The organism is Saccharopolyspora erythraea, from assembly GCF_018141105.1.
Lineage (GTDB): Bacteria > Actinomycetota > Actinomycetes > Mycobacteriales > Pseudonocardiaceae > Saccharopolyspora_D > Saccharopolyspora_D erythraea_A.
Genome location: NZ_CP054839.1, coordinates 5,234,012 through 5,254,367 on the forward strand (window position 1 = coordinate 5,234,012; position 20,356 = coordinate 5,254,367).

Consider the following 20,356-nt stretch of genomic DNA (forward strand, 5'->3'; position numbering starts at 1 on the left):
GGCGCGAGTGCGCCGTCACCGCGCGTCCGTCACCGCGCGTCCGGCGCTTCGCTCACCTGCGCCTCGCTCACCTGCGTCTCGTTCACCGGCAGCACGGCGGCCAGGTGGAACCCGCCGGGAACCGGGTGGGCCGTCAGCGACCCGCCCAGCAGCGCGACCCGCTCGCGCAGGCCGATCAGGCCGTTGCCCGCCCGCGCCGGGGCGTCGACGGTGGACGGACGCGGAGCGGCGGCGTTGGTGTCGCGGTTGGTCACCTCGATACGCAAGGAGGAGTTGCCGTACTCCAGCAGCACCCGGGCGATACCGCCGGGTGCGTGCTTGAGCACGTTCGTGATCCCCTCCTGCACCACCCGGTAGGCGTTCATCTCCACGCCCGGCCCGAGCCCCCGCACGGCGCCGCGGCGCTCCAGCCGCCAGGAGACCCCGGCGCTGCGCACCCGGTCGATCAGCAGGTCGACGCGGTCCAGGCTCGGCGCGGGCTGGCGCTCGGCCTCCTCCAGCTCACCCGGCGCGGGTCCGGCGTGCGGTGGCGCCACCGCTCCCTCGCGGAAGGCGGTGAGCACGTTGCGCATCTCGTCCAGCGCCGAACGCGAGGTCTCCTCCAGCTCCCGCAGCGTGCCGCGGGCGTGGTCGGGGTCGCGCTCCATGACGGCACGGGCCACCCCGGCGCGCAGCGCGACCACCGAGAGGTTGTGGGAGACCACGTCGTGGAACTCGCGCGCGATGCGGGCGCGCTCGACCACCGCCGCGTCGGCGGCGATCTGGTCGCGGGCCTCGTCGAGCAGCACCACGGTGTGCTCGAGCTGGCGCTCGCGCCGCAGCGCCACCCGCATCGCCCGGCCCCAGCCGATGACCATCACCAGGTTGACGGCCCCGCCGAAGACCCGCAGGAAGCCCTCGCCCAGCGACAGCTCCAGCGCGTCGACCACCGGGTAGACCATGGCGACCAGCGCGGCCACCACCACGCCCGCGAGCGAGGTGCGCAGGCAGACCGCGTACATCTCGACGAGGATGACCAGGTTCAACGCGCCGATCGAGGCGTGCGCCGCGGTGAGCGCGACGGTGGCGCTCAAGGTGACCAGCAACGCCGGCCACGGCATGCGCCGCCAGCCCAGCAGCACCGCGGTCGCCGGGATGCTCACCAGCAGCGGCCACCACTGCGGCTCACCCGACTCGGTCGGTTCCAGGACCACCGCGAGCACGTGGGTCGCCGAGAACACCGCCACCACCGCCAGGTCGGCGGCCAGCGCCGCGCTGCCCCGCGCCACGGTCCCGAACAGGTAGCGCGTGATCCACCGTGCCGGCGCCGCCCCCGGGTTCGCGCGCATCGGATCCCCCTTCTCCGCTCCACCGCGAGTCTCCCAACACGGCTCGGGCTCCCTCGCGCGATCAAAGCACGCGCGCGGCGACCAGGACCAGCGCTCGGCCCGATCGAAGGCGGATCTTGACTGCTCCCCCGTCTGAAGGCGGGCGATTCGTGATCTCTCTCGCCTTGCAGAGCGTTCGCGGGGATTTCTGGCTCAAGCGGCCTTTCGGCCCTGCGCACCGGGATGTCTTGCGCTCTCGGCATAAGCCGGGTCCAGCCCAACCCGGACCAGTAACAGGGTCAGACCTGGACTTGACGCGCGCTTCCTCCCCTGCCCTAAAGGACAGGGCATCCGCACTACGTTTCCTCGGTGACGTCCACGTGAGAATCCGCCAGCGGGGTTGGGAGAACCGGGAACGGGACCGATGAGCCGCGTGGCCGCCCGACAAACCTTCGCCCGCCGCGACCGGAGCACCGCGCAGTCGAACGTCCTCAGTGGAGCCGGCAGCTAGCGGGATCCGCCCTGCGCAGCGGGTGTGATGTGGCTGTGCACGCACAGCCAGCGGCCGTCGCGCCGGACGAAGACGTCGGTGGTCCACTCGTCGGCGTCGAAGCGCCTGCCACGGTAGTGGGCGGTGTTGGTCACCCTCGCCGTGTAGACCGCGGTGGCCTCGTGGACGCGGACGCTCGCGGCGCCCACCCTGCTCATCGCCGAGTGGCTCAGGTCTCCGGAGTCGACCAGCGCCAGGAAGTCGGCCCTCGAAGAGATGCCGGACTCCGACACGATCACCCAGTCCTCGGCCATGAAGGCGGCGATGCGGGCGGCGTCGTTGGACACGATCGCGGCCGCCCAGTCGTCGGCGACCGCCACGAGCTCGTCCCCCACGGCGTCGTCGGAGGCATGCGGGCTCGACGGGCTGGTCATCACGGCAGAGTAGCGGCCATCGCGGTGCTCGGCAGCGGGCAACGGCCGGCTGTGGAGCCGTCGCGGCACCCGCGGTCGGCGGGCCATTGCGTGAAGTGATGAACCGGTGGTTCACTTCTTCACGTGCCCTATCGACGCACCCCGGCCGTGCAGGCCCGCATGGACGCCCAGCGCCAGGTCGTCCTGGACGCCGCGATCGCCCTGCTCGCCGAGCGGGGCTACGCGGGGTGCTCGATGGCCGCGGTCGCGGCAGAGGCGGGGATCGCCACCGGCAGCGTGTACCGCCACTTCCCCAGCAAGGCCGAGCTGGCCGCCGAGCTGTTCCGCACCGTGGTCTCCCGCGAGGTCGCGGCGGTGGCCGAGGCGTCCCGGCGGCCCGGTGACCTCGTCCAGCGCATCGTGGCGGTGATCGAGACCTTCGCCGCTCGTGCGCTCAAGGCTCCCCGGCTGGCCTACGCGCTGCTGGCCGAGCCGGTGGATCCGGCCGTCGACGCCGAGCGGCTGGTGTTCCGCCGGGCGTTCCGCGACGTCTTCGCCGAGCACATCGCCGAGGGCGTCGACCGCGGCGAGCTGCCCGCGCAGGACCCCCGGGTCACGGCCGCGGCGCTGGTGGGCGCCGGAGCGGAGGCCCTGGTCGGCCCGCTGGCAGAGGGGGCCTCCGGCCCGGACACGATCCCCGCCCTGGTCACCTTCACCCTGCGAGCGCTAGGAGTCGCCGATGCCCGTCACGCATGAGGTCACCAACCAGGTCCCACCGCTGGTGGACCACGACGTCGCCGGCGATCCGGCGCTGCTGGAGGGCCTGCGCCGGGAAGGCGCGGCCTGGGCCGAGGAGGAGCTGCACGCCCTCGGCACGCTCGCCGGCAGCGCCCGGGTCCAGGAATGGGCGCGGCTGGCCGAGCAGTACCCGCCGGTGCTGCGCACGCACGACCGCTACGGCCACCGCGTCGACGAGGTCGACTTCCACCCGCACTGGCACGACCTGATGGACGTCGCGGTGACCAACGGCCTGCACGCCGCACCGTGGCGGCAGGATCGCACCGGCGCGCACGTGGCCAGGGCCGCGAAGATGTACGTGTGGGGGCAGACCGATCCCGGGCACCTGTGCCCGATCTCGATGACCTACGCGGCCGTCCCCGCGTTGCGCGCGGCACCCGAGCTCGCCGAGGTGTACGAGCCGCTGCTCGCCTCGGCGGTCTACGACTTCGGCCTGCGCGAGCCGACCGGCAAGCGCGGCTTGATCGCGGGTATGTCCATGACCGAGAAGCAGGGTGGATCCGACGTCCGCGCGAACACGACCCGCGCGGTCCCCGCCGGTGACGGCACCTACGCCCTCACCGGGCACAAGTGGTTCACCTCGGCGCCGATGTCGGATGTCTTCCTGACGCTGGCGCAGGCCCCGGGCGGGCTGTCGTGCTTCCTGCTGCCCAGGGTGCTGTCCGACGGCACCCGCAACGCGATCCGGTTGCAGCGGTTGAAGGACAAGCTCGGCAACCGCTCCAACGCCTCCTCCGAGATCGAGTACGAGGATGCGCGCGGGTGGCTGGTCGGCGAGGAAGGCCGAGGCGTGGCGACCATCATCCGGATGGTCAACCTGACCAGGCTCGACTGCGCCGTGGCCTCGGCCGCCGGCATGCGCCAGGGTGTGGTCCAGGCCGTGCACCACGCCACCCACCGCCGGGCCTTCGGCGACCCGCTGGTCGACCAGCCGCTGATGGGCAACGTGCTGGCCGACCTGGCGGTGGAAGCCGAGGCCGCGACCGTGGCGGGGATGCGGCTGGCGGGCGCGGTCGATCGCGCCGCGGCCGGGGACGACGGCGAGGAGACCTTCCGCCGGATCGGTCTGGCGGTCACCAAGTACTGGGTGTGCAAACGCGCCCCCGCCCACGCGGCGGAGGCGCTGGAGTGCCTGGGCGGCAACGGCTACGTCGAGGAGTCCGGCATGCCCCGGCTGTACCGGGAGTCGCCGCTGGCCTCGATCTGGGAGGGTTCGGGCAACGTGGCCGCGCTCGACGCGCTGCGGGCCATGGCCAAGCAGCCGGAGTCGGTGCAGGCCTACTTCGCCGAGGTCGAACGAGCCGCCGGGGTCGATGGCAGACTGGACCGCGCGATCGCGTCGGTGCGCAAGGAACTCGGCGACCTCGAGGACGCGCAGTACCGGGCCCGCCGGGTCGTGGAGCTGATGGCCATGGTCCTGCAGGGATCGCTGCTGCACCAGCACGGGAACCCGGCCGTCGCCGACGCCTTCTGCGCCTCCAGGCTCGACGGCGACTGGGGTGTCGCGTTCGGCACGCTGCCGCGCGGGGTCGACACCGCCGCCATCCTGCGCCGCGCTCGCCCCTGCGCCGCGGGAGAGAGCTGACCGGCACCACCATCCACATCGGACGGAAACGAAGGGACCGCCATGGCCTCCGAGGAGCCCGTGCTGGTCCACCGCGAGGGCGCGGTGACCACGATCAGCCTGAACCGCCCGGAGGTCCGCAACGCGGTCGACCGGGACGCGGCCGATGCGCTCGCGGCCGCGTTCCGGGCCTTCGACGCCGACGACGAGGCGTCGGTGGCCGTGCTGCACGGCGAGGGCGGCACCTTCTGCTCCGGTGCGGACCTGAAGGCGATCAGCGCGGGGCGCGGCAACCGGGTCGCCCCGGACGGTGACGGGCCGATGGGCGTGTCCCGGATGCGGCTGTCCAAACCGGTGATCGCCGCCGTCGCCGGGCACGCCGTGGCGGGCGGACTGGAACTCGCGCTGTGGGCGGACCTGCGGGTGGCCGACGAGACCGCGGTCTTCGGCGTGTTCTGCCGGCGCTGGGGCGTGCCGCTCGTCGACGGCGGCACCGTCCGGCTGCCCCGGCTCGTCGGGGCGAGCGTGGCGATGGACCTGGTCCTCACCGGACGGCCGGTCGACGCGGCCCAGGCGCTGCGGATCGGGCTCGCGAACCGGGTGGTTCCGGCCGGGCAGGCGCTGCCGGAGGCGCGCCGCCTCGCGCGTCAGATCGCGGGGTTCCCGCAGACCTGCCTGCGCAACGACCGGATGTCCCTGCTGGAGCAGGAAGGTCTCGACGAGCGGGCCGCGATGGCGGGCGAGTTCGCCAGGGGCATGGCGTCGCTGTCGGGCGACGGCTTCGACGGAGCCGCCCGCTTCGCCGAAGGCGCCGGACGTCACGGCGCCTTCGACGGCCCGGAGTGAGCAGAGTGGAGCGCTGCGTCCCATCCGCCCGGACGCACCAGCCCGTGCCAGAGCTTTCCGCGCTGTGGCCCGGCGAACACTTGACCTCTACTTAACTGGAACGAATAGCGTCGTGCCTGAACCCCTTGCGAACGGGAGGAAAGGCATGACGATCCTCGTCACCGGAGCTACCGGCAACGTCGGCCGCCACGTGGTGGACCAACTGCTCCGCGCCGGCCGGCGCGTCCGCGCCCTGACCCGCAACCCGGCGACCGCGAAGCTGCCGGAAGGCGTGGAAGTGGTGGCGGGCGACCTGTCCGAGCCCGCGAGCCTCGCGCCCGCCCTGGCCGGAGTGACGGCGATGCACCTGATCACCTTCGACGGCGCGGACGGGACCGCACTGCGGACGGGACCTGAGATCGTGCGGCTCGCCGAGGAGGCGGGAGTCCGCCGCGTGACAATGCTGTGGAGCGGCGAACGCGGTCCCGTGGAGCGGGCCGTGGAGGCGAGCGGACTGGAGTGGACGGCGCTGCAACCGGTCGAGTTCATGGCGAACGCGCTCGGCTGGGCAGATTCGGTGCGCTCGGAAGGCGTGGTCCGGGAGCCGTTCGCGGACGTGCGCGGCGCAGTGGTGCACGAGGCCGACATCGCCGCGGTGGCGGTGCGGGCGCTGACCGAGGACGGCCACGCCGGCGCGGAGTACGTGCTGAGCGGGCCGGAGGCGTTGACCGTAGCGGAGAAGGTCGGCATCCTGTCCTCCGCGCTGGGCAGGCCCATCGACTACACCGAACTCAGCATGGAGCAGGCTCGCGAGCGGTTGCTCGCGACGGGCGCCGCTGCGGAGGTGGTCGACTTCGTCATCGGCTGGCACGCCGATCCGCCGCCCTCGGCCTACACCGTGGTGCCGACGGTCGAGCGGATCACCAGGCGCCCGGCGCGGACTTTCGCCCAGTGGGCCGAGGAGAACGTCGAGGCCTTCCTCCTGAGCTGACCGCACCGCCCGCACCCGGCGCCCGTGCCGGGTCCGGGCGGCAGGAGCTGTCAGGGCTGGGAACAGGCTCCCGCGGCGCACTGGTCCAGCCACGCGTGCCAGTCCTGGTCGAAACTCGTGCCGATGGTGCGGGTCAACAGGTCCCGCGCGGCCTGCCAGTAACCGGTGCGGTAGTGGCCGAGGACCGATGCCAGCTCCGCCGGATGCCGCTCGGCCATGTACCGGACGGCCAGGTAGCCCCATCGGTAGACGCGCGTGGTGTCGGCGTCGTAGGTGGTGTTCCACAGCTCGCTGAGCGCGTAGGTGTGCCTGCCCGCCTCCTCGATCGCCTCCTGGTACGGCAGATCGCGGTAGGAGTAGGAGATGTACTCACCGATCCCTTCCAGCCACCACACGGTCGGCGTGCTTGTGGACTCGGCGAAGTCGCCGTACATGTCGAAGCGGCCGTCGAGGTAGTGGGTGTACTCGTGGTTGAGGTTCCAGATCGCGAACTCCGGGCGCAGCCATTCGGCCTCGTAGGCGATGAACCTCGGCTGGTTGCCGGGCGCGGACGGGTCGCCTTCCAGGTACATGCCCCCGTTGTTGGTGTCGATGCCGAAGATGGCCCCCGCGTAGGTCTGGTAGCCGGCGCTGGAGTCGAAGGCGACGACCTCGACGGTCGTGTTGAGATCGTCGGCCACGGGTCCGCTGTCCTGGACCTTGTCGTGGAAGAACGCGTCCTGCCCGGTCAGGCTCGCGCAGGTCGCCTCCAGTTCCTCGGCGGCCATCTGCTGCGCCCGGACCGCGATGCTCGGGGAGCAGGTGTGCCGGACGGTCAGCACGGCCTCGGCCAGCCGCCGTTGCAGGTCGCAGGTCCCGTACTCGGCGCAGTTCGACTGGTCGTGGGCGTCGGTCATCTCGGCCACCCCGACCCACAGCGCCGCGGTCGGCCCGGTCATCTCGCTGCGCCCCAGCAGCTCCCGGACCATCGGCCGCACGGCCGGGCGCATCGCTTCGTGCTGGAGGAAGCGCGCCAGCTCACGACCGGCGTTGGAGGTCAGGTACGCACGGTCGGTGCCGAGCAGATCGAGGTGTTGCAACGCGAAATCGCGCAGCACCTCCAGCACGCGGGGGTCGGCCTGCACCGCCTGGACGAACTCGGGAAGCTGGTGCCCGCGGAACAGCACGGTGTAGACGTTGTTGACCGCGTTGACCATCCACCAGTACTGGTCGTAGGAACTGTCGTAGCCGGTGAGCAACCGCTCGACCACGCCAAGGTAGCGGGCGTTCTCCTGCGCGCTGTCGACGAGCGTCACCGACTCGGCCAGCACCTCGCCGTTGGCGTCGCTGACGGTGCCGGAGCGGGGGTTGGCGAAGAACGCGTCCAGGGCGCCCTGGATCGCGCTCTTGAGCGCCGGACCGTACTCCCCCACCACGTCGGGCTGGTTCCACTGCACGTAGTAGCCGGCGCGCAGGTACAGCACGAGTTGCGCGGTGGCGGTGCTGTTGTCGCCGGGGTAGCCGAGGGCGTTGTCCCGGTAGGCGTTGGCGACGGTCACCATCTGCTCCTCGCGGAAGGCACCGCGGGCATCGCCGCCCGTCAACCCGAACAGCGTGTTGACGCATTCGGTCGTGACGGCCCGGATCTGGCGCACGAGCTCGGCGCCGGTGTTGCCGGTGAAGTTCGCCGGGTCGCAGGCCACCGGCTCGCCGGTGGTGTGCATCGACGGCCGCGGCGGGCTCTGCACCGGATCGTCGTGTTGACGCCGCAACGCGGCGGTGTCGGCTGCACGCGGCGGCCGCTGCTCGGCGGGCAGCCATCCCACGTGCTCCTGCCCGCTCGTCCGCGGCAGCGGTCCCGGTGCGGCGGACACCGGTCCTGGGATGGCGGTGAACGGCACGAGCACGGACATCACGACGACGACCGCGATCCGGGACAGCGACAGGCGTCTGCCGCACCCGGGGCGCGGGGGTAAGAACAGCACGGAGGACCTCCCAAGATGGCGTTGGCCCGGCACGGGCCTCCAACCGGTCGCACGTCCCCGGATTCGCCGTCCGAGCGGCGGACCGGTGCCGGAACGTGCCTACACCGCGGGAAGTCTGGCAACGAAAGATCGCCCGCGGTCATAAGCGCGGCCATAGAGTTCGGCTATGGCACTGGACATCCGTGAGCTCCGCATGATCTGCGCCATCGCGGAGACCGGCAGCATCACGCGGGCGGCGGCCAGGGTCGGGCTCAGCCAGCCCGCGCTGAGCACCCACCTGCACGGCATCGAGAAAGCCCTGGGCGACGCGCTGTTCGTCCGCAGCCGCACCGGGGTCTCGCCGACGTCCTTCGGGCGCCGAGTCATCGACCGGGCCAGGATCGTGCTCTCGGAAGTGGACTCGCTGTTCGGCGACCTGCCGGGCGCACCGCCGCCGACGCGTCCGATGCGGCTGGGATGCGCGCACCTGGCGTGCGTGCCCAGCATCGCCGAGCGCGCCCCGGTCGCGCTGCCCGGCCACGGCGTCACGCTGCACATCGAGTCGTCGGCGGCGGTGCTGGGCGACGCCCTGGCGAACGGGCGCTACGACGCCGCGCTGGTGGCCCACATGGAAGGCCACGACGTTCCTCTGCGACGACCGGTGACCGGGCGCGCGCTGGTGCCCCGCTACCCGATCTTCGTCGCGTTGGCGGCGAGTCACCGGCTGGCACGGGAACAGCGCGTGCGGTTGGCCGACCTGTGCGACGAGTCGTGGGTCGGGCCGCCGGGCGCCGACGACGGCTCGCTGGCCTCGCTGCGCGCCGCCTGCCTCGCCGCCGGGTTCGAACCGAAGGTGCGGTTCGAGGCGCCCAGCGGCGGCGCGCGGGAGCTGGTCGCGGGCGGCCACGCGATCCGGCTGGTCGACCCGTCGTGGCCGGCGCCCGACGGTGCGGTCGTGCTCCCGCTCGACGGCGAGCCGCTGGTGGGCAGGCTTGTGGTGGCCTGGCGGCAGGACCGCCTGACCCGCGAGCAGGCCGGCACCCTCTACCGCGAGCTCGCTCACGCCTACCTGGCCCACGTCCGCGACAACCCGGTGTTCCACCGCTGGTGGCGGGCGCATCCGGAAACCCACCCGGCGGTCTGACTCCGGCTCAGGCCCTGGCGGTCGCCGCCTCGAGGGTCTGGCGGAGGTCCGCTCCGCCGGCGGCGGCGTACTGGTCGATCTCCTCGAGCTCGCCGGCGGTCAGCGGCGCCGCGGCGACCGCGGCGATGTTGTTCTCCAGCTGCTCGACCGAGCTGGCCCCGACAAGCACCGAGGTCATCCGGAGATCGCGCAGCGCCCAGGTCAGCGCGAGGGCGGCCAGCGACTGGCCGCGCCCGCGGGCGATGCGGTCGAGCGCGCGCACCCGCGCGAGCACCTGGTCGGACAGCAGGTCCGAGGGCAGCGAACTCGCCCGCCTCGCCCGCGAGTCCGCCGGCACGCCGTCGAGGTAGCGGTCGGTCAGCAGACCCTGCGCGAGCGGCGAGAACGCGATGCAGCCGACGCCCGCACCTCCCACGACGTCGAGCAGCTCCGGTTCGATCCACCGGTCGAACATCGAGTACGAGGGCTGGTGGATCAGCAGCGGCACGCCTTCGGCGCGCAGCAGGGCCTCGGCTTGGCGGGTCTGCTCGGGGGAGTACGAGGAGATGCCGACGTAGAGCGCCTTGCCCTGGCGCACCGCGGAGGCCAGCGCGCCCGTCGTCTCCTCCAGCGGGGTCTCGGGGTCGAAGCGGTGCGAGTAGAAGATGTCGACGTAGTCCACCCCGAGGCGGCGCAACGACTGGTCCAGCGACGCGGTGAGGTACTTGCGCGACCCCCCGACGCCGTAGGGCCCGGGCCACATGTCGTTGCCCGCCTTGGTCGAGATGACCAGCTCGTCCCGGTGTCCGCGCAGGTCGGCGGCGAGCATGCGGCCGAAGTTGCGCTCCGCCGAGCCGTAGGGCGTGCCGTAGTTGTTGGCCAGGTCGAAGTGCGTGACGCCGAGGTCGAACGCGCGGCGCACGATCCGGCTGCCCACCTCGAACGGCCGGTCGTCGCCGAAGTTGTGCCACAGGCCGAGCGACACCGCGGGCAGTCGCAGTCCGCTGCGGCCGCAGCGCCGGTAGGGCATCCGGTCGTAGCGGTCCGCGGCGGGTTCGTCAGCGCGGGTCGGCATCAGGTTCCTCCAGTCGGGGGTGCGGTGATGACGGGGCAAGGCTGCCGCGGATCGATTAAGCTGTCCAACAGAAGAAAGTGATCGATTCCAGCAACGAGAGCGATTGATCCCGATGGAGCTGCGGCAACTGGAGTACTTCGTCGCGGTCGCGGAGGAGTGCCACTTCACCCGGGCCGCCAAGCGGCTGCACGTCGCGCAGTCCGGGCTGTCGGCGTCCATCCGGTCGCTGGAGCGGGAGCTGGGAGCGCCGCTGTTGCACCGCACGACCCGCAACGTCACGCTCACCGCCGCCGGTCACGCCCTGCTCCACGAGGCCCGGCGGGCACTCTGCGCGGTCGACTCGGCACGCGACGCGGTCGCGGCCGTCAACGGGCTGCTGCGAGGCGAGCTGTCCATCGGCACGTTGCAGTGCCTGCACGTGGTGGACCTGCCCGCGGTGCTGGCCGGCTTCGTCAACGCGCACCCGGGCATCGAGGTCCGGCTCCGCCAGGGCGGCTCGGGAGACCTCGCCGAGCAGGTGCGCACCGGACGCCTGGACCTCGCCTTCGCCGTCCGGCCCGCCCGCTGCCCGGACGGCGTGCTGGTGCACAGCCTCGACAACGAGCCGCTGGTCCTGGCCTGCGCTGGTGGCCACTCCCTGGCCCAGCGCGACCAGGTCGACCCGCGCGAGCTGGGCGAGCAGCCGTTCGTCGACTTCCACCGCGACTGGGGAACGCGCGACGTGGTCGACCGCGTGCTGACCGAAGCCGGGGTCGAGCGGCGGGTCGCCCTCGAGGTCACCGACGTGCACTCGCTGCTGGAGCTGGTCGCCTGCGGGCTGGGCATCGCCCTGGTGCCGCGGTCGTTCTCGGCCAAGAACGGGCAGGTGCGCTTCGTCCCGCTCGCCTCCCCCGCGCCGACCTGGGAGACGGTGGCCATCACCGGCGATCCGACCAGCACCGCCGCGGCGGCCCTGCTGGCCGACGTCCAGGAAGCGAGCAGGGGCGCATCCACCTGAGGCCGGGCCTGCGGCGCGGCGGCCCGCAGCGCGGGTCTCTGCGCGCGCAGGGTGGGTTCCACCGGCGCCGAGCCGGCGTGCTTCGCGCCGCGGCGGCCTACCGCGCCGAGTCCGCCGCCGGGCCGGGGCCGTAGTGGTCGGCCTGCGGCTTGGCGACCTCCTCCTCGCTGACCCGCTCCTCGCCCCTGCGCCGGAAGAACTGGAAGCCGGGGATGCCGACTATCGCGCGCCGGACGTCGTGGGTGACCTCCAGCAGCTCGTGGATCTCGGGGCCGACGCGGTCCAGCGTGCGCAGGATCGGCAGCACGTCCCGGAGCACGTGCTCGGTCAGCACGGGCAGCTCGTCCACGAGCCGGATCGCGGCGTCGACCTCCTTGTCGGAGAGCTCGTCGACGAACCGGTCGGCCAGCGGGGCGAACCGCCGTGCCATCGGCGCGTAGGCGGCCAGCAGCCCGTCTGCGGTCGAGGTCGCGCGCTGGGCCTCGACGATCGTCTTCGCCGCCTCGTCGGTGACACCACCGGCGCGGTTGACGAGGCCCTCGGTGGTGGCGGCGATGCGCCCCGCGTCGGCAACCGCCGCGCGGGCCGCGTCGGCGACCGCGCGGGTGTCCCGCAGCAGCGCCTCGGCGTCCTCGGCGGTCCTCGTTGTGCGCTGGACGAGCTCGTCGGCGCGGTCGGCGACCGCCTGCACGCGGGTCAGCAGGGCCTCCGCCCCGTCGACCAGCCCGAGCACGCGGCCCGGCAAGGCGGCGACCGCGGTGGCCGACTCGACTGCCCACCCGACCGTGGACTTCGCCAGGCCGAGAACATCACTGGGCGTGGGGATCCGGATGACCATGCCTCCCGACTTAGCACATCCGGGCGGCGGGATGCCACCGACTGGAGGACAGCTCGCAGCTACCAGCAGCGCGAAAACACCGTCGGTGCGCGGATGAACGCGGACCGGCGCCGGTTCCGCCGGATGGCTGTGGTCGCGGACCGGCGGGACACTGGACGGGTGAACGGGCGAGTCCGGGTGCGGGTCAGGGTCCAGGGTGTGGTGCAGGGCGTGGGTTTCCGCCCCTTCGTCCACTCGCTGGCCACCCGGCTCGGTCTCGGCGGACACGTCGGCAACGACCTGCACGGCGTGTTCGTCGAGGTGGAGGGCTCCGAGGAAGCCGTCGAGCTGTTCGTGGCGTCCCTGCGCCCCCAGGCCCCGCCGCTGGCGGTGGTCGAGGACGTCGCGGCGGTGCCGGTGGAGCCGTTGGGCGACACCGGTTTCCGCATCGTCGCCAGCTCGTCGGCAGGCCACCGCGAAACGCTTGTGTCGGCCGACAGCGCCACCTGCGACGACTGCCTCCGCGAGCTGTCGGACCCCGGCGACCGGCGCTTCGGCTACCCCTTCGTCAACTGCACCAACTGCGGCCCGCGGTTCACCATCGTCCGCGACGTGCCTTACGACCGTCCGCTGACCACGATGGCAGGCTTCGCCATGTGCGCCGCCTGCGCCGCGGAGTACGGCGACACCACCGACCGGCGCTTCCACGCCCAACCGGTGTGCTGCCCGGCGTGCGGGCCGGCGCTCACCCTGCTCGACGCATCCGGCGCGCCGCGCCACGGCGACCCGGTCGAGGAGGCCGCGGCGGTGCTGGCGCGCGGCGAAGTGCTGGCGGTCAAGGGGCTCGGCGGCTACCACCTCGCCGCGGACGCCACCGACGAGGACGCGGCGCTGGCGCTGCGCAAGCGGAAACTGCGCGAGGACAAGTCGTTCGCGGTGATGGTGGCCACTGTGGACGACGCCCGCGAGCTGTGCACGCTCGACGACACCGAGGCCGAGCTGCTGACCTCGCGACGCCGCCCGATCGTGCTGCTGCGGCTGCGGTCCGGCACGGGGCCGATCGCCTCCGCGGTGGCACCGGGCAACCCGCGGCTCGGGCTCATGCTGCCGTACACGCCGCTGCACCACCTCCTGCTGCGCCGATGCGCCACCCCGATCGTGCTCACCAGCGGCAACGTCTCCGACGAACCCATCGCCCACCAGGACGACGACGCGCTGCGGCGGCTTTCCGGCATCGCCGACGCGTTCCTCACCCACGACCGCCCCATCCACGTCCGCACCGACGACTCGGTGGTGCGCGCGTTCCGCGGCAGGCCGATGCTGGTACGCCGGTCCCGGGGCTACGCCCCGGAACCGCTTGCCGTGCCCTGGGAGTTCCCGCGTCCCGTGCTCGCCTGCGGCGCGGAGCTGAAGAACACCTTCAGCGTCGCCAAGCAGCGTCACGTCTTCGTCTCCCACCACATCGGAGACCTGGAGAACTACGAGACGCTGAAGTCGTTCACCGACGGCGTCGAGCACTTCCGCAAGCTGTTCGACGTGCGGCCCGCGGTGGTGGCGCACGACCTGCATCCCGAGTACCTGTCGACCAAGTACGCCCGCGAGCTACCGGACGTCGAGCTGGCCGGCGTCCAGCACCACCACGCGCACATCGCCTCGTGCATGGCCGACAACGCCGAGACCGGGCCGGTGATCGGCGTCGCGTTCGACGGACTGGGCTACGGCACCGACGGCACCCTGTGGGGCGGGGAGTTCCTGGTGACCGGACTCGCCGACTTCGAACGCGCGGCGCACCTCGCGCCGGTCCCCATGCCCGGCGGCGCCGCAGCCATCCGGCAGCCCTGGCGGATGGCGGTCTCCCACCTGATGGCATGCGGGGAGCTGGCGGAGGACGACGTGCTGCACCGCAACCCGAGCTGGCCCGAGGTCGCGCAGCTCGTCGAGCACGGCCTGAGCTCTCCGCTGACCTCGAGCGCGGGGCGGCTCTTCGACGCGGTGGCCGCGATCCTCGGCATCCGCGACGCGGTCAGCTACGAGGGCCAGGCCGCGATCGAGCTCGAACAGCTCGCCGACCGGCACGAGCCCGGCGCGTACCGGGTGGGAGACCCCCAGGGCGGAACCATCCCGGCCACCGACCTGGTGCGTGCCGCCGTCCACGACGTGCGCGCAGGTGTGCTACCTCCTGTCGTGTCAGCGAGATTCCACAACGGACTGGCGCGGCTGGTCACCGAGGCGTGCGAGCGGATCAGGCTCTCGACGGGCCTGCACGCGGTCGCCCTCTCGGGCGGGGTGTTCCAGAACATGCTGCTGCTGGAGCGAACGGTGGCCCGGCTGGAGTCGCGCGGCTTCCGCACCCTGACCCACTCCCGGGTGCCCGCCAACGACGGCGGGATCAGCTTCGGCCAGGCGGTTGTCGCCGGGGCACGGGACCGGCTGCGCTGACCGCGTCTCCCGGAGCCGCCAGGCTCTCGCGAAGCCAGCCGTACCAGGAGTCCAGCCCCTGGCCGGTGGTGGCCGAGACCTCCAGGATCCGCGCTTGCGGCCTGATCTGCCGCACGTTCGCGGTGAACGCCTCGACGTCGAAGTCCAGGTGCGGCAGGAGGTCGACCTTGTTCAGCAGCACCAGATCCGCGGTGCGGAACATGTGCGGATACTTCAGCGGCTTGTCCGCGCCCTCGGTGACCGAGGCGATCACGACCCGGAACCGCTCCCCCAGGTCGAAAAGCGCCGGGCACACCAGGTTGCCCACGTTCTCCACGAAGACCACCGAGCGCCGCGGTGGCTCGAGCGCCCGCAGGGCGTCGCCGAGCATGCCGGCGTCGAGGTGGCAGCCCGCTCCGGTGTTGACCTGCACGACCCGGCAGCCGGTGGCGCGGATGCGCTCGGCGTCGAAGCGGGTCTCCTGATCGCCCTCGACCACCGACACACCGACCTCGGTGCCGAGCTCGCGCAGCGTGCGTTCGAGCAGCGTGGTCTTGCCCGAGCCCGGCGAGCTCATCAGGTTGAGAGCGAGGATCGCGTTGCCGGACAGCCACCGGCGGTTGTGCTCGGCCAGCCGGTCGTTCTTGGCCAGCACCCGCTGTTCGAGGTCGATCGTCCGCGCGTCGCCCGGGTCGGCGTGGCCGTGACCGTGGCCGTGCCCATGCCCGTGGCCGTTGTCGTGGCCGTGGCGGTGGCCGTGATCGTGGCCGTGTTCCTGCCCTTCGCCGTGGTCGTCCGCCTCCGGGCCGCTGATCCGCGTGCCCGCGTCGTCCGAGCATCCGCACGTGGCGCACATCGTCTACTCCACCTCCACCGATCTGATCCGCAGTTCGCGGCCGGCCAGGATCTCCACGTCGCCCCCACCGCAGCGGCAGAGCGCGATCGGGCCGGCCAGGTCGAACTCGTTCCCGCAGTCGCGGCACGCACCCCGCCCGGCCGGTTCGGCGATCTCCAGCCTTGCGCCCTCCAGCGCGGTGCCCTCGGCGACCAGGTCGAAGCAGAACCGCACGGAGTCGGCGACCACCCCGGAGAGCGTGCCGATCTCCAGGTGCACGCAGGTGACCCTGGCGCCGGCGACGGCGTCGAGCACCGCCTCCGCGATGCCCTGGGTGATCCCCAGCTCGTGCACGCCGCCGCGCTCAGCAGATCCGGGGCAGCGGGTCGCCGACGAGCAGGTCGACGATCCTGGTGCCGCCGAACGCGGTGTTGAGCAGCACCAGCCCCGGCGGGTCGTCCCCGATCCGCCCGATCAGCGCCGCTCCGCCGCCCAGCGGGTGCGACCGCAACGCCGCCAGCGCGGTCTCGGCCTGCGCTCCGTCGACGACCACCACGATCCGGCCTTCGCACGCGACGTAGAGCGGGTCGATGCCCAGCAGCTCGCAGGCGCCGCGAACCTCGGTGCGCACCGGCACCTCGGCCTCGTTCACCACGACCGACACGTTCGAGGCCCTGGCGAGCTCGTTCAGCACGGTGGCCACGCCGCCGCGGGTCGCGTCGCGCATCGCCCGTACGCCGGGAACGGCGCGCAGCAGCTCGGCGACCATGCCGTTGACGGCCGCGGTGTCCGAGGTGATGTCGGCGTCGATGTCCAGCTCGCCGCGTGCCAGCATCACCGTCACGCCGTGGTCCCCGACGGGGCCCGACACCAGCACCGCGTCACCGGGCCGGGCGGTGTCGGCTCCGAGCCGGTGGCCGGTCTCGACGAGGCCGACGCCTGCGGTGTTGACGTAGCAGCCGTCCGCCTTGCCCTTCTGCACGACCTTCGTGTCCCCGGTGACGACCTGCACGCCCGCGCGGGCGGCCGCCGCCGACATCGACTCGACGATGCGGGTCAGATCTGCGACCGCGAAGCCCTCCTCGATGATGAAGCCCGCCGACAGGTAGAGCGGGGTCGATCCGGAGACGGCCAGGTCGTTCACCGTGCCGTTTACGGCGAGGTCGCCGATGTCCCCGCCCGGGAAGAACAGCGGGGAGACCACGAACGAGTCGGTCGTGAACGCCAGCCGTGACCCGTTGACCGCGAGCTGCGCGCCGTCCTCCATCCGCTCCAGCAGCGGGTTGCGGAAGCTCTCCAGGAAGATCGCCTCGACCAGCGTCTGGGTCGCCTTGCCACCCGAACCGTGGGCCAGCGTGATGCGCTCCTCCTTGACCTTCGCCTTGCGCCGGCGCGCCCGGTCGATGCGTTCGAGGACCTGCTCCTCGCGCGTGGCGTGGCCGGAGCCCGGCTGGCCGTCCTGCCCGTGGTGCGCCATCGCGTCGGCGACCCAGCCCGGCGTGCGTCCCGGCTCCACGCCGGCGCCTGCGTCCTGATCGCTGCTCACGTCCTGCTCGCCTCCTTGACGCGTTCGCGGCTGAAGCGGCCGAAGTTGTAGTAGGCGGCGCAGGCGCCCTCCGGCGAGACCATGCACGTCCCGATCGGCGTCTCCGGGGTGCACGCGGTGCCGAACACCTTGCACTCCCACGGTTTGAGCACGCCCTTCAGGACCTCGCCGCACTGGCAGGCCTTCGGGTCGGCGACGCGGACCCCGGGCAGCTCGAACAGCCTCTCGGCGTCGAACCGCGCGTAGCGCTCGCGCAGGCGCAGCGCAGAGTGCGAGATGAAGCCCAGCCCGCGCCATTCGAAGTACGGGCGCAGCTCCATGGTCCGGGAGATGACCGCCAGCGCCGTCGTGTTGCCGTTCCACGGCACGACGCGGGTGTACTGGTTCTCGACCTCCGAGCGGCCCTCGGCGAGCTGGAGCAGCAGCATGTAGACCGACTGCAGGATGTCCAGCGGCTCGAATCCGGCGACCACCAGCGGCTTGCCGTAGTCGCGCGCGATGAACTCGTAGGGACGGCAGCCGATCACCGTCGAGACGTGGCCGGGGCCGAGGAACCCGTCGAGCCGGAGGTCCGGCGAGTCCAGGATCGCCTTGAGCGCCGGGATGATGGTCACGTGGTTGCAGAAGACCGAGAAGTTCTCCAGCCCCTCTTCCTCCGCGCGCAGCAGCGTCATCGCCGTGGAGGGCGCGGTGGTCTCGAACCCGATGGCCATGAACACCACGTGCAGATCGGGGTTCTGCCGCGCGAGCTTGAGCGAGTCCAGCGGCGAGTAGACCATCCTGATGTTGGTGCCCTCGGCGTTGGAGTCGAAGAAGGTGCCGTTGCCGCCGGGCACCCGCATCATGTCGCCGAACGAGGTCATCAGCACGCCGGGGCGGCCCGCGATGTGGATCGCGTCGTCGACGCGCCCCATCGGGATCACGCACACCGGGCAGCCGGGCCCGTGCACCAGCGTGATGTTCTCCGGGAGGTAGTCCTCCAGGCCGTGCTTGTAGATCGTGTGGGTGTGCCCGCCGCACACCTCCATGAACTTGTACTGCCTGCCCGGTTCGCACAGCTCCCTGATCCTGGCCGACAGCGCGCGGGCCTTGGCCGCGTCGCGGTACTCGTCGACGAAACGCATGGGGCGGCTCCTAGTCGATGCGCGAGTCGTGCAGGGCTTCGAGCTCGTCGGCGTAGGCCTGGCCGACGCTCTCCAGGAACTCCAGGACCGCCCGAGCCTCGGACTCGTCTATTTTGGACAGAGCGAAGCCGACGTGGATCAGCACCCACTCACCCGGCTCCGGCGGTTCGTCGCCCAGCAGGCCGATGTTGATGTTGCGCCGGACGCCGCTGACGTCCACCTTGGCCAGTTCGGGCCGGTCGGCGAGGACTTCGAGCACCTCACCCGGAATCGCCAGGCACATCTGCTCTCCCCAGGTCGGTCGTTCAGTCAGTCGGCGGGCCCCAGCGCCGCGGCGGTGAGCTCCCACAGCGCGTGGTAGAGCGTCGTCTGCGCCTCCTGGATGCGGTGCACCGAGGCCGACGGCACGACGAACAGGTGGTGGATGCTGCCGGACTCGGCCATCTTCCCGCCCTGGTCGCCCGCGATGCCCACGGTGAGCATCCCGCGGCGCGCGGCCTCGTCGAAGGCGCGCAGGAGGTTGGCCGAGTTGCCGCTGGTGGACAGCCCGACGGCGATGTCCTTGGGCCGCCCGAACGCGCCGATCTGGCGGGCGAAGACCACGTCGAAGCCGACGTCGTTGGACAGCGCCGTGACCACGGCGATGTCGCTGGTGAGGCCGAACGCGGGCAGTGCGCGCCAGCCCGGTCCCGGGTGCAGGAACAGGCTCGCCAGGTCCTGGGCGTCGGTGGAGCTGCCGCCGTTGCCGAAGGCGAACAACCTCGCCCCGGCGCGGAAGCGCTCGGCCATCGCCTCGGCGCACTCGACCAGCTTCCTGCCGTCGCGCAGGCGGACCTGCTCGCGCAGCGCCATGATCTCCCGAACCTTGTCCTGCGTGGACCGGCTGACCTCGCTCAGCACGTCGCCGACGTCGGTGTGGGCGGAGCTGAGGAACGGGTAGAGCGCCTCGGTCCCGGTAACCTCGCCGCGGGTGGAGTCCACGTCGCTCACCCCTTCACGATCGCGATGGCTTCGCGGGCGTGGACCAGCACGGTGTCGCCTGCCCGGGCCGGGACGAGCGCGACGCTCACTTCCTCCTCGCCCGCGTCGGTGGCGACCAGCGCCAGCCCGTCGTCGAGCAGCCGCACGACCTCGACGGCGACCGCCTCGTCCGAACACGTCACGCAGCGATCGCCGGTGCACGCCGGCGCCTGCTCCCGCGACGGCCCGGCGCTCATGCGACCGCCTCCGCCTCGAGCGTGCCCGGGTGGTCGAAGAACACGTGCACCAGCTCCCACAGCACGTGGTACATCGTCACGTGCACCTCCTTGACGACGCGCGGATCGGTGGCCCGGGCGATGAGCACGTGGTCGAACCCGCCAGCCGCGATCGAACCGCCGTCGCCGCCGACCAGCCCGACGGTCAGCAGCCCCCGGGCGCGCGCCGCCTCCAGCCCGCGGCGGACGTTGGCGCACCGCCCGTCGGTGGAGATGCCCAGCGCGATGTCGTCGGGGTCGGCGAGGTGGTGCACCTGGTGGGCGAAGATCTCGTCGAGGCCGCTGCCGCTGGCGACGCCGGTCACGGTGGCCACGTCGGAGGTGAGCGAGACCGCCGGAAGCGCGCGTTTGCCCACGATCACGGGGTGCACGAACTCCACCGCCACGTGCTGGGCGTCGGTGCTGGGACCGCCGTTGCCGAAGACGACGAGCTTGCCGCCCGCGTGGAACCGGCGTGCCATCGCGTGGCAGGTCCGCGCGACCGCCTCCGCGTCGTCCAGCAGTTCGGCCACGGGCTCGGCACGGCGCGCGAAGATCGCGTCCAGCTCGTCGCAGGCGCCGTTGTCGGACGACCGTTGCATGCGGTCACTTCTCCCCATGGGTCCGTGTTCGCGGGCGATCTCAAGCTAAGTCCGGTGCGGCGGGCCCACAAATCGATCAGGCCCGCCTGTGCGTGACGACCGTCGATGGTGGACGGTCGTTCACATCCGCTCGGACTTGAGATAACGCCGGATCTCCGGAAGCTGTTTCAGCACCGCGAACACCGCGGTGGCGGCGAGGAGGGCCGCGGTGATGCGCAGCGCCCGCCGCGAGATGTGGATGTCGTCGCACATG

The 20,356-nt window shown here is 72.2% G+C and carries 21 protein-coding genes; 7 read left to right on the forward strand and 14 right to left on the reverse strand.

Features of this window, described 5'->3' with window-relative positions; genetic code table 11:
* Positions 1–29: 29 nt before the first annotated feature.
* The gene (locus HUO13_RS23495; RefSeq protein ID WP_211897251.1) at positions 30–1,328 is read right to left on the reverse strand and encodes a sensor histidine kinase; all 1,299 of its coding nucleotides are present in this window, start codon (positions 1,326–1,328) and stop codon (positions 30–32) included.
* Between the two features lie 486 nt (positions 1,329–1,814).
* Complete coding sequence (locus HUO13_RS23500; protein ID WP_211897252.1) at positions 1,815–2,231, reverse strand: nuclear transport factor 2 family protein; 417 nt, start codon at positions 2,229–2,231, stop codon at positions 1,815–1,817.
* Between the two features lie 123 nt (positions 2,232–2,354).
* Here HUO13_RS23500 and HUO13_RS23505 point away from each other — a divergent pair, with 123 nt between their 5' ends.
* From HUO13_RS23505 to HUO13_RS23520, 4 genes are all read left to right on the forward strand, one after another.
* Positions 2,355–2,966 (forward strand): TetR/AcrR family transcriptional regulator, encoded by a 612-nt coding sequence (locus HUO13_RS23505; RefSeq protein WP_211897253.1) that lies wholly within the window; start codon positions 2,355–2,357, stop codon positions 2,964–2,966.
* A complete protein-coding gene (locus tag HUO13_RS23510) occupies positions 2,950–4,593 on the forward strand; it encodes an acyl-CoA dehydrogenase family protein (RefSeq protein WP_211897254.1) in 1,644 nt (547 codons plus the stop codon). Before HUO13_RS23505 ends, HUO13_RS23510 begins: the two co-directional genes overlap by 17 nt.
* 42 nt (positions 4,594–4,635) lie before the next feature.
* Positions 4,636–5,418, forward strand: a complete 783-nt coding sequence (locus tag HUO13_RS23515) for a crotonase/enoyl-CoA hydratase family protein (RefSeq protein WP_211897255.1) — start codon at positions 4,636–4,638, stop codon at positions 5,416–5,418.
* A 145-nt stretch (positions 5,419–5,563) separates the two neighbouring features.
* Positions 5,564–6,388: an NAD(P)H-binding protein gene (locus HUO13_RS23520; protein WP_211897256.1), complete on the forward strand. Its 825-nt coding sequence runs from the start codon at positions 5,564–5,566 to the stop codon at positions 6,386–6,388.
* A gap of 50 nt (positions 6,389–6,438) precedes the next feature.
* Here HUO13_RS23520 and HUO13_RS23525 read toward each other — a convergent pair whose 3' ends face one another.
* The gene (locus HUO13_RS23525; protein ID WP_249123981.1) at positions 6,439–8,352 is read right to left on the reverse strand and encodes a collagenase; all 1,914 of its coding nucleotides are present in this window, start codon (positions 8,350–8,352) and stop codon (positions 6,439–6,441) included.
* 166 nt (positions 8,353–8,518) lie between these two features.
* On the opposite strand from HUO13_RS23525, the gene HUO13_RS23530 reads away from it, so the two are divergent.
* Positions 8,519–9,475 carry a LysR family transcriptional regulator gene (locus tag HUO13_RS23530; protein ID WP_211897257.1) on the forward strand — a complete coding sequence of 319 codons (957 nt, stop codon included), beginning with the start codon at positions 8,519–8,521 and terminating at the stop codon, positions 9,473–9,475.
* A gap of 7 nt (positions 9,476–9,482) precedes the next feature.
* On the opposite strand, the gene mgrA is transcribed toward HUO13_RS23530, so the two are convergent.
* Positions 9,483–10,529, reverse strand: coding sequence for an L-glyceraldehyde 3-phosphate reductase (mgrA, locus tag HUO13_RS23535; RefSeq protein ID WP_211897258.1), 1,047 nt, complete (start codon positions 10,527–10,529; stop codon positions 9,483–9,485).
* Positions 10,530–10,641: 112 nt separating this feature from the next.
* Between mgrA and HUO13_RS23540 the strand changes: the two genes are divergently transcribed.
* Positions 10,642–11,526 (forward strand): LysR family transcriptional regulator, encoded by an 885-nt coding sequence (locus HUO13_RS23540; RefSeq protein WP_211903084.1) that lies wholly within the window; start codon positions 10,642–10,644, stop codon positions 11,524–11,526.
* 97 nt (positions 11,527–11,623) lie between these two features.
* Here HUO13_RS23540 and HUO13_RS23545 read toward each other — a convergent pair whose 3' ends face one another.
* Positions 11,624–12,364, reverse strand: a complete 741-nt coding sequence (locus HUO13_RS23545) for a hypothetical protein (protein ID WP_211897259.1) — start codon at positions 12,362–12,364, stop codon at positions 11,624–11,626.
* A 159-nt stretch (positions 12,365–12,523) separates the two neighbouring features.
* Here HUO13_RS23545 and hypF point away from each other — a divergent pair, with 159 nt between their 5' ends.
* On the forward strand, positions 12,524–14,782 hold the full coding sequence (gene hypF / locus HUO13_RS23550) for a carbamoyltransferase HypF (protein WP_249123982.1): 2,259 nt from the start codon (positions 12,524–12,526) through the stop codon (positions 14,780–14,782).
* Here hypF and hypB read toward each other — a convergent pair.
* The 9 genes from hypB to HUO13_RS38145 all read right to left on the reverse strand — a co-directional run bounded on the left by hypB (position 14,733) and on the right by HUO13_RS38145 (position 20,355).
* The gene (gene hypB / locus HUO13_RS23555; protein WP_249123983.1) at positions 14,733–15,617 is read right to left on the reverse strand and encodes a hydrogenase nickel incorporation protein HypB; all 885 of its coding nucleotides are present in this window, start codon (positions 15,615–15,617) and stop codon (positions 14,733–14,735) included. The two genes, hypF and hypB, sit on opposite strands and share 50 nt — an antisense overlap.
* A gap of 3 nt (positions 15,618–15,620) precedes the next feature.
* A complete protein-coding gene (locus HUO13_RS23560; RefSeq protein ID WP_211897260.1) occupies positions 15,621–15,950 on the reverse strand; it encodes a hydrogenase maturation nickel metallochaperone HypA in 330 nt (109 codons plus the stop codon).
* 10 nt (positions 15,951–15,960) lie between these two features.
* Positions 15,961–17,073 carry a hydrogenase expression/formation protein HypE gene (gene hypE, locus HUO13_RS23565; protein ID WP_249125161.1) on the reverse strand — a complete coding sequence of 371 codons (1,113 nt, stop codon included), beginning with the start codon at positions 17,071–17,073 and terminating at the stop codon, positions 15,961–15,963.
* A gap of 65 nt (positions 17,074–17,138) precedes the next feature.
* Positions 17,139–18,266, reverse strand: a complete 1,128-nt coding sequence (gene hypD, locus HUO13_RS23570; protein ID WP_211897261.1) for a hydrogenase formation protein HypD — start codon at positions 18,264–18,266, stop codon at positions 17,139–17,141.
* A 10-nt stretch (positions 18,267–18,276) separates the two neighbouring features.
* A complete protein-coding gene (locus HUO13_RS23575) occupies positions 18,277–18,549 on the reverse strand; it encodes a HypC/HybG/HupF family hydrogenase formation chaperone (protein WP_009945357.1) in 273 nt (90 codons plus the stop codon).
* Between the two features lie 26 nt (positions 18,550–18,575).
* Positions 18,576–19,256 (reverse strand): D-sedoheptulose-7-phosphate isomerase, encoded by a 681-nt coding sequence (locus HUO13_RS23580; RefSeq protein ID WP_249123984.1) that lies wholly within the window; start codon positions 19,254–19,256, stop codon positions 18,576–18,578.
* Entirely contained in the window at positions 19,253–19,483 is a 231-nt protein-coding gene (locus tag HUO13_RS23585) for a HypC/HybG/HupF family hydrogenase formation chaperone (protein ID WP_211897262.1), read from the reverse strand. Before HUO13_RS23585 ends, HUO13_RS23580 begins: the two co-directional genes overlap by 4 nt.
* Positions 19,480–20,103, reverse strand: a complete 624-nt coding sequence (locus HUO13_RS23590; RefSeq protein ID WP_211897263.1) for a D-sedoheptulose-7-phosphate isomerase — start codon at positions 20,101–20,103, stop codon at positions 19,480–19,482. Before HUO13_RS23590 ends, HUO13_RS23585 begins: the two co-directional genes overlap by 4 nt.
* A gap of 120 nt (positions 20,104–20,223) precedes the next feature.
* The gene (locus HUO13_RS38145) at positions 20,224–20,355 is read right to left on the reverse strand and encodes a DUF6893 family small protein (RefSeq protein ID WP_282974317.1); all 132 of its coding nucleotides are present in this window, start codon (positions 20,353–20,355) and stop codon (positions 20,224–20,226) included.
* Position 20,356 lies beyond the last annotated feature (1 nt).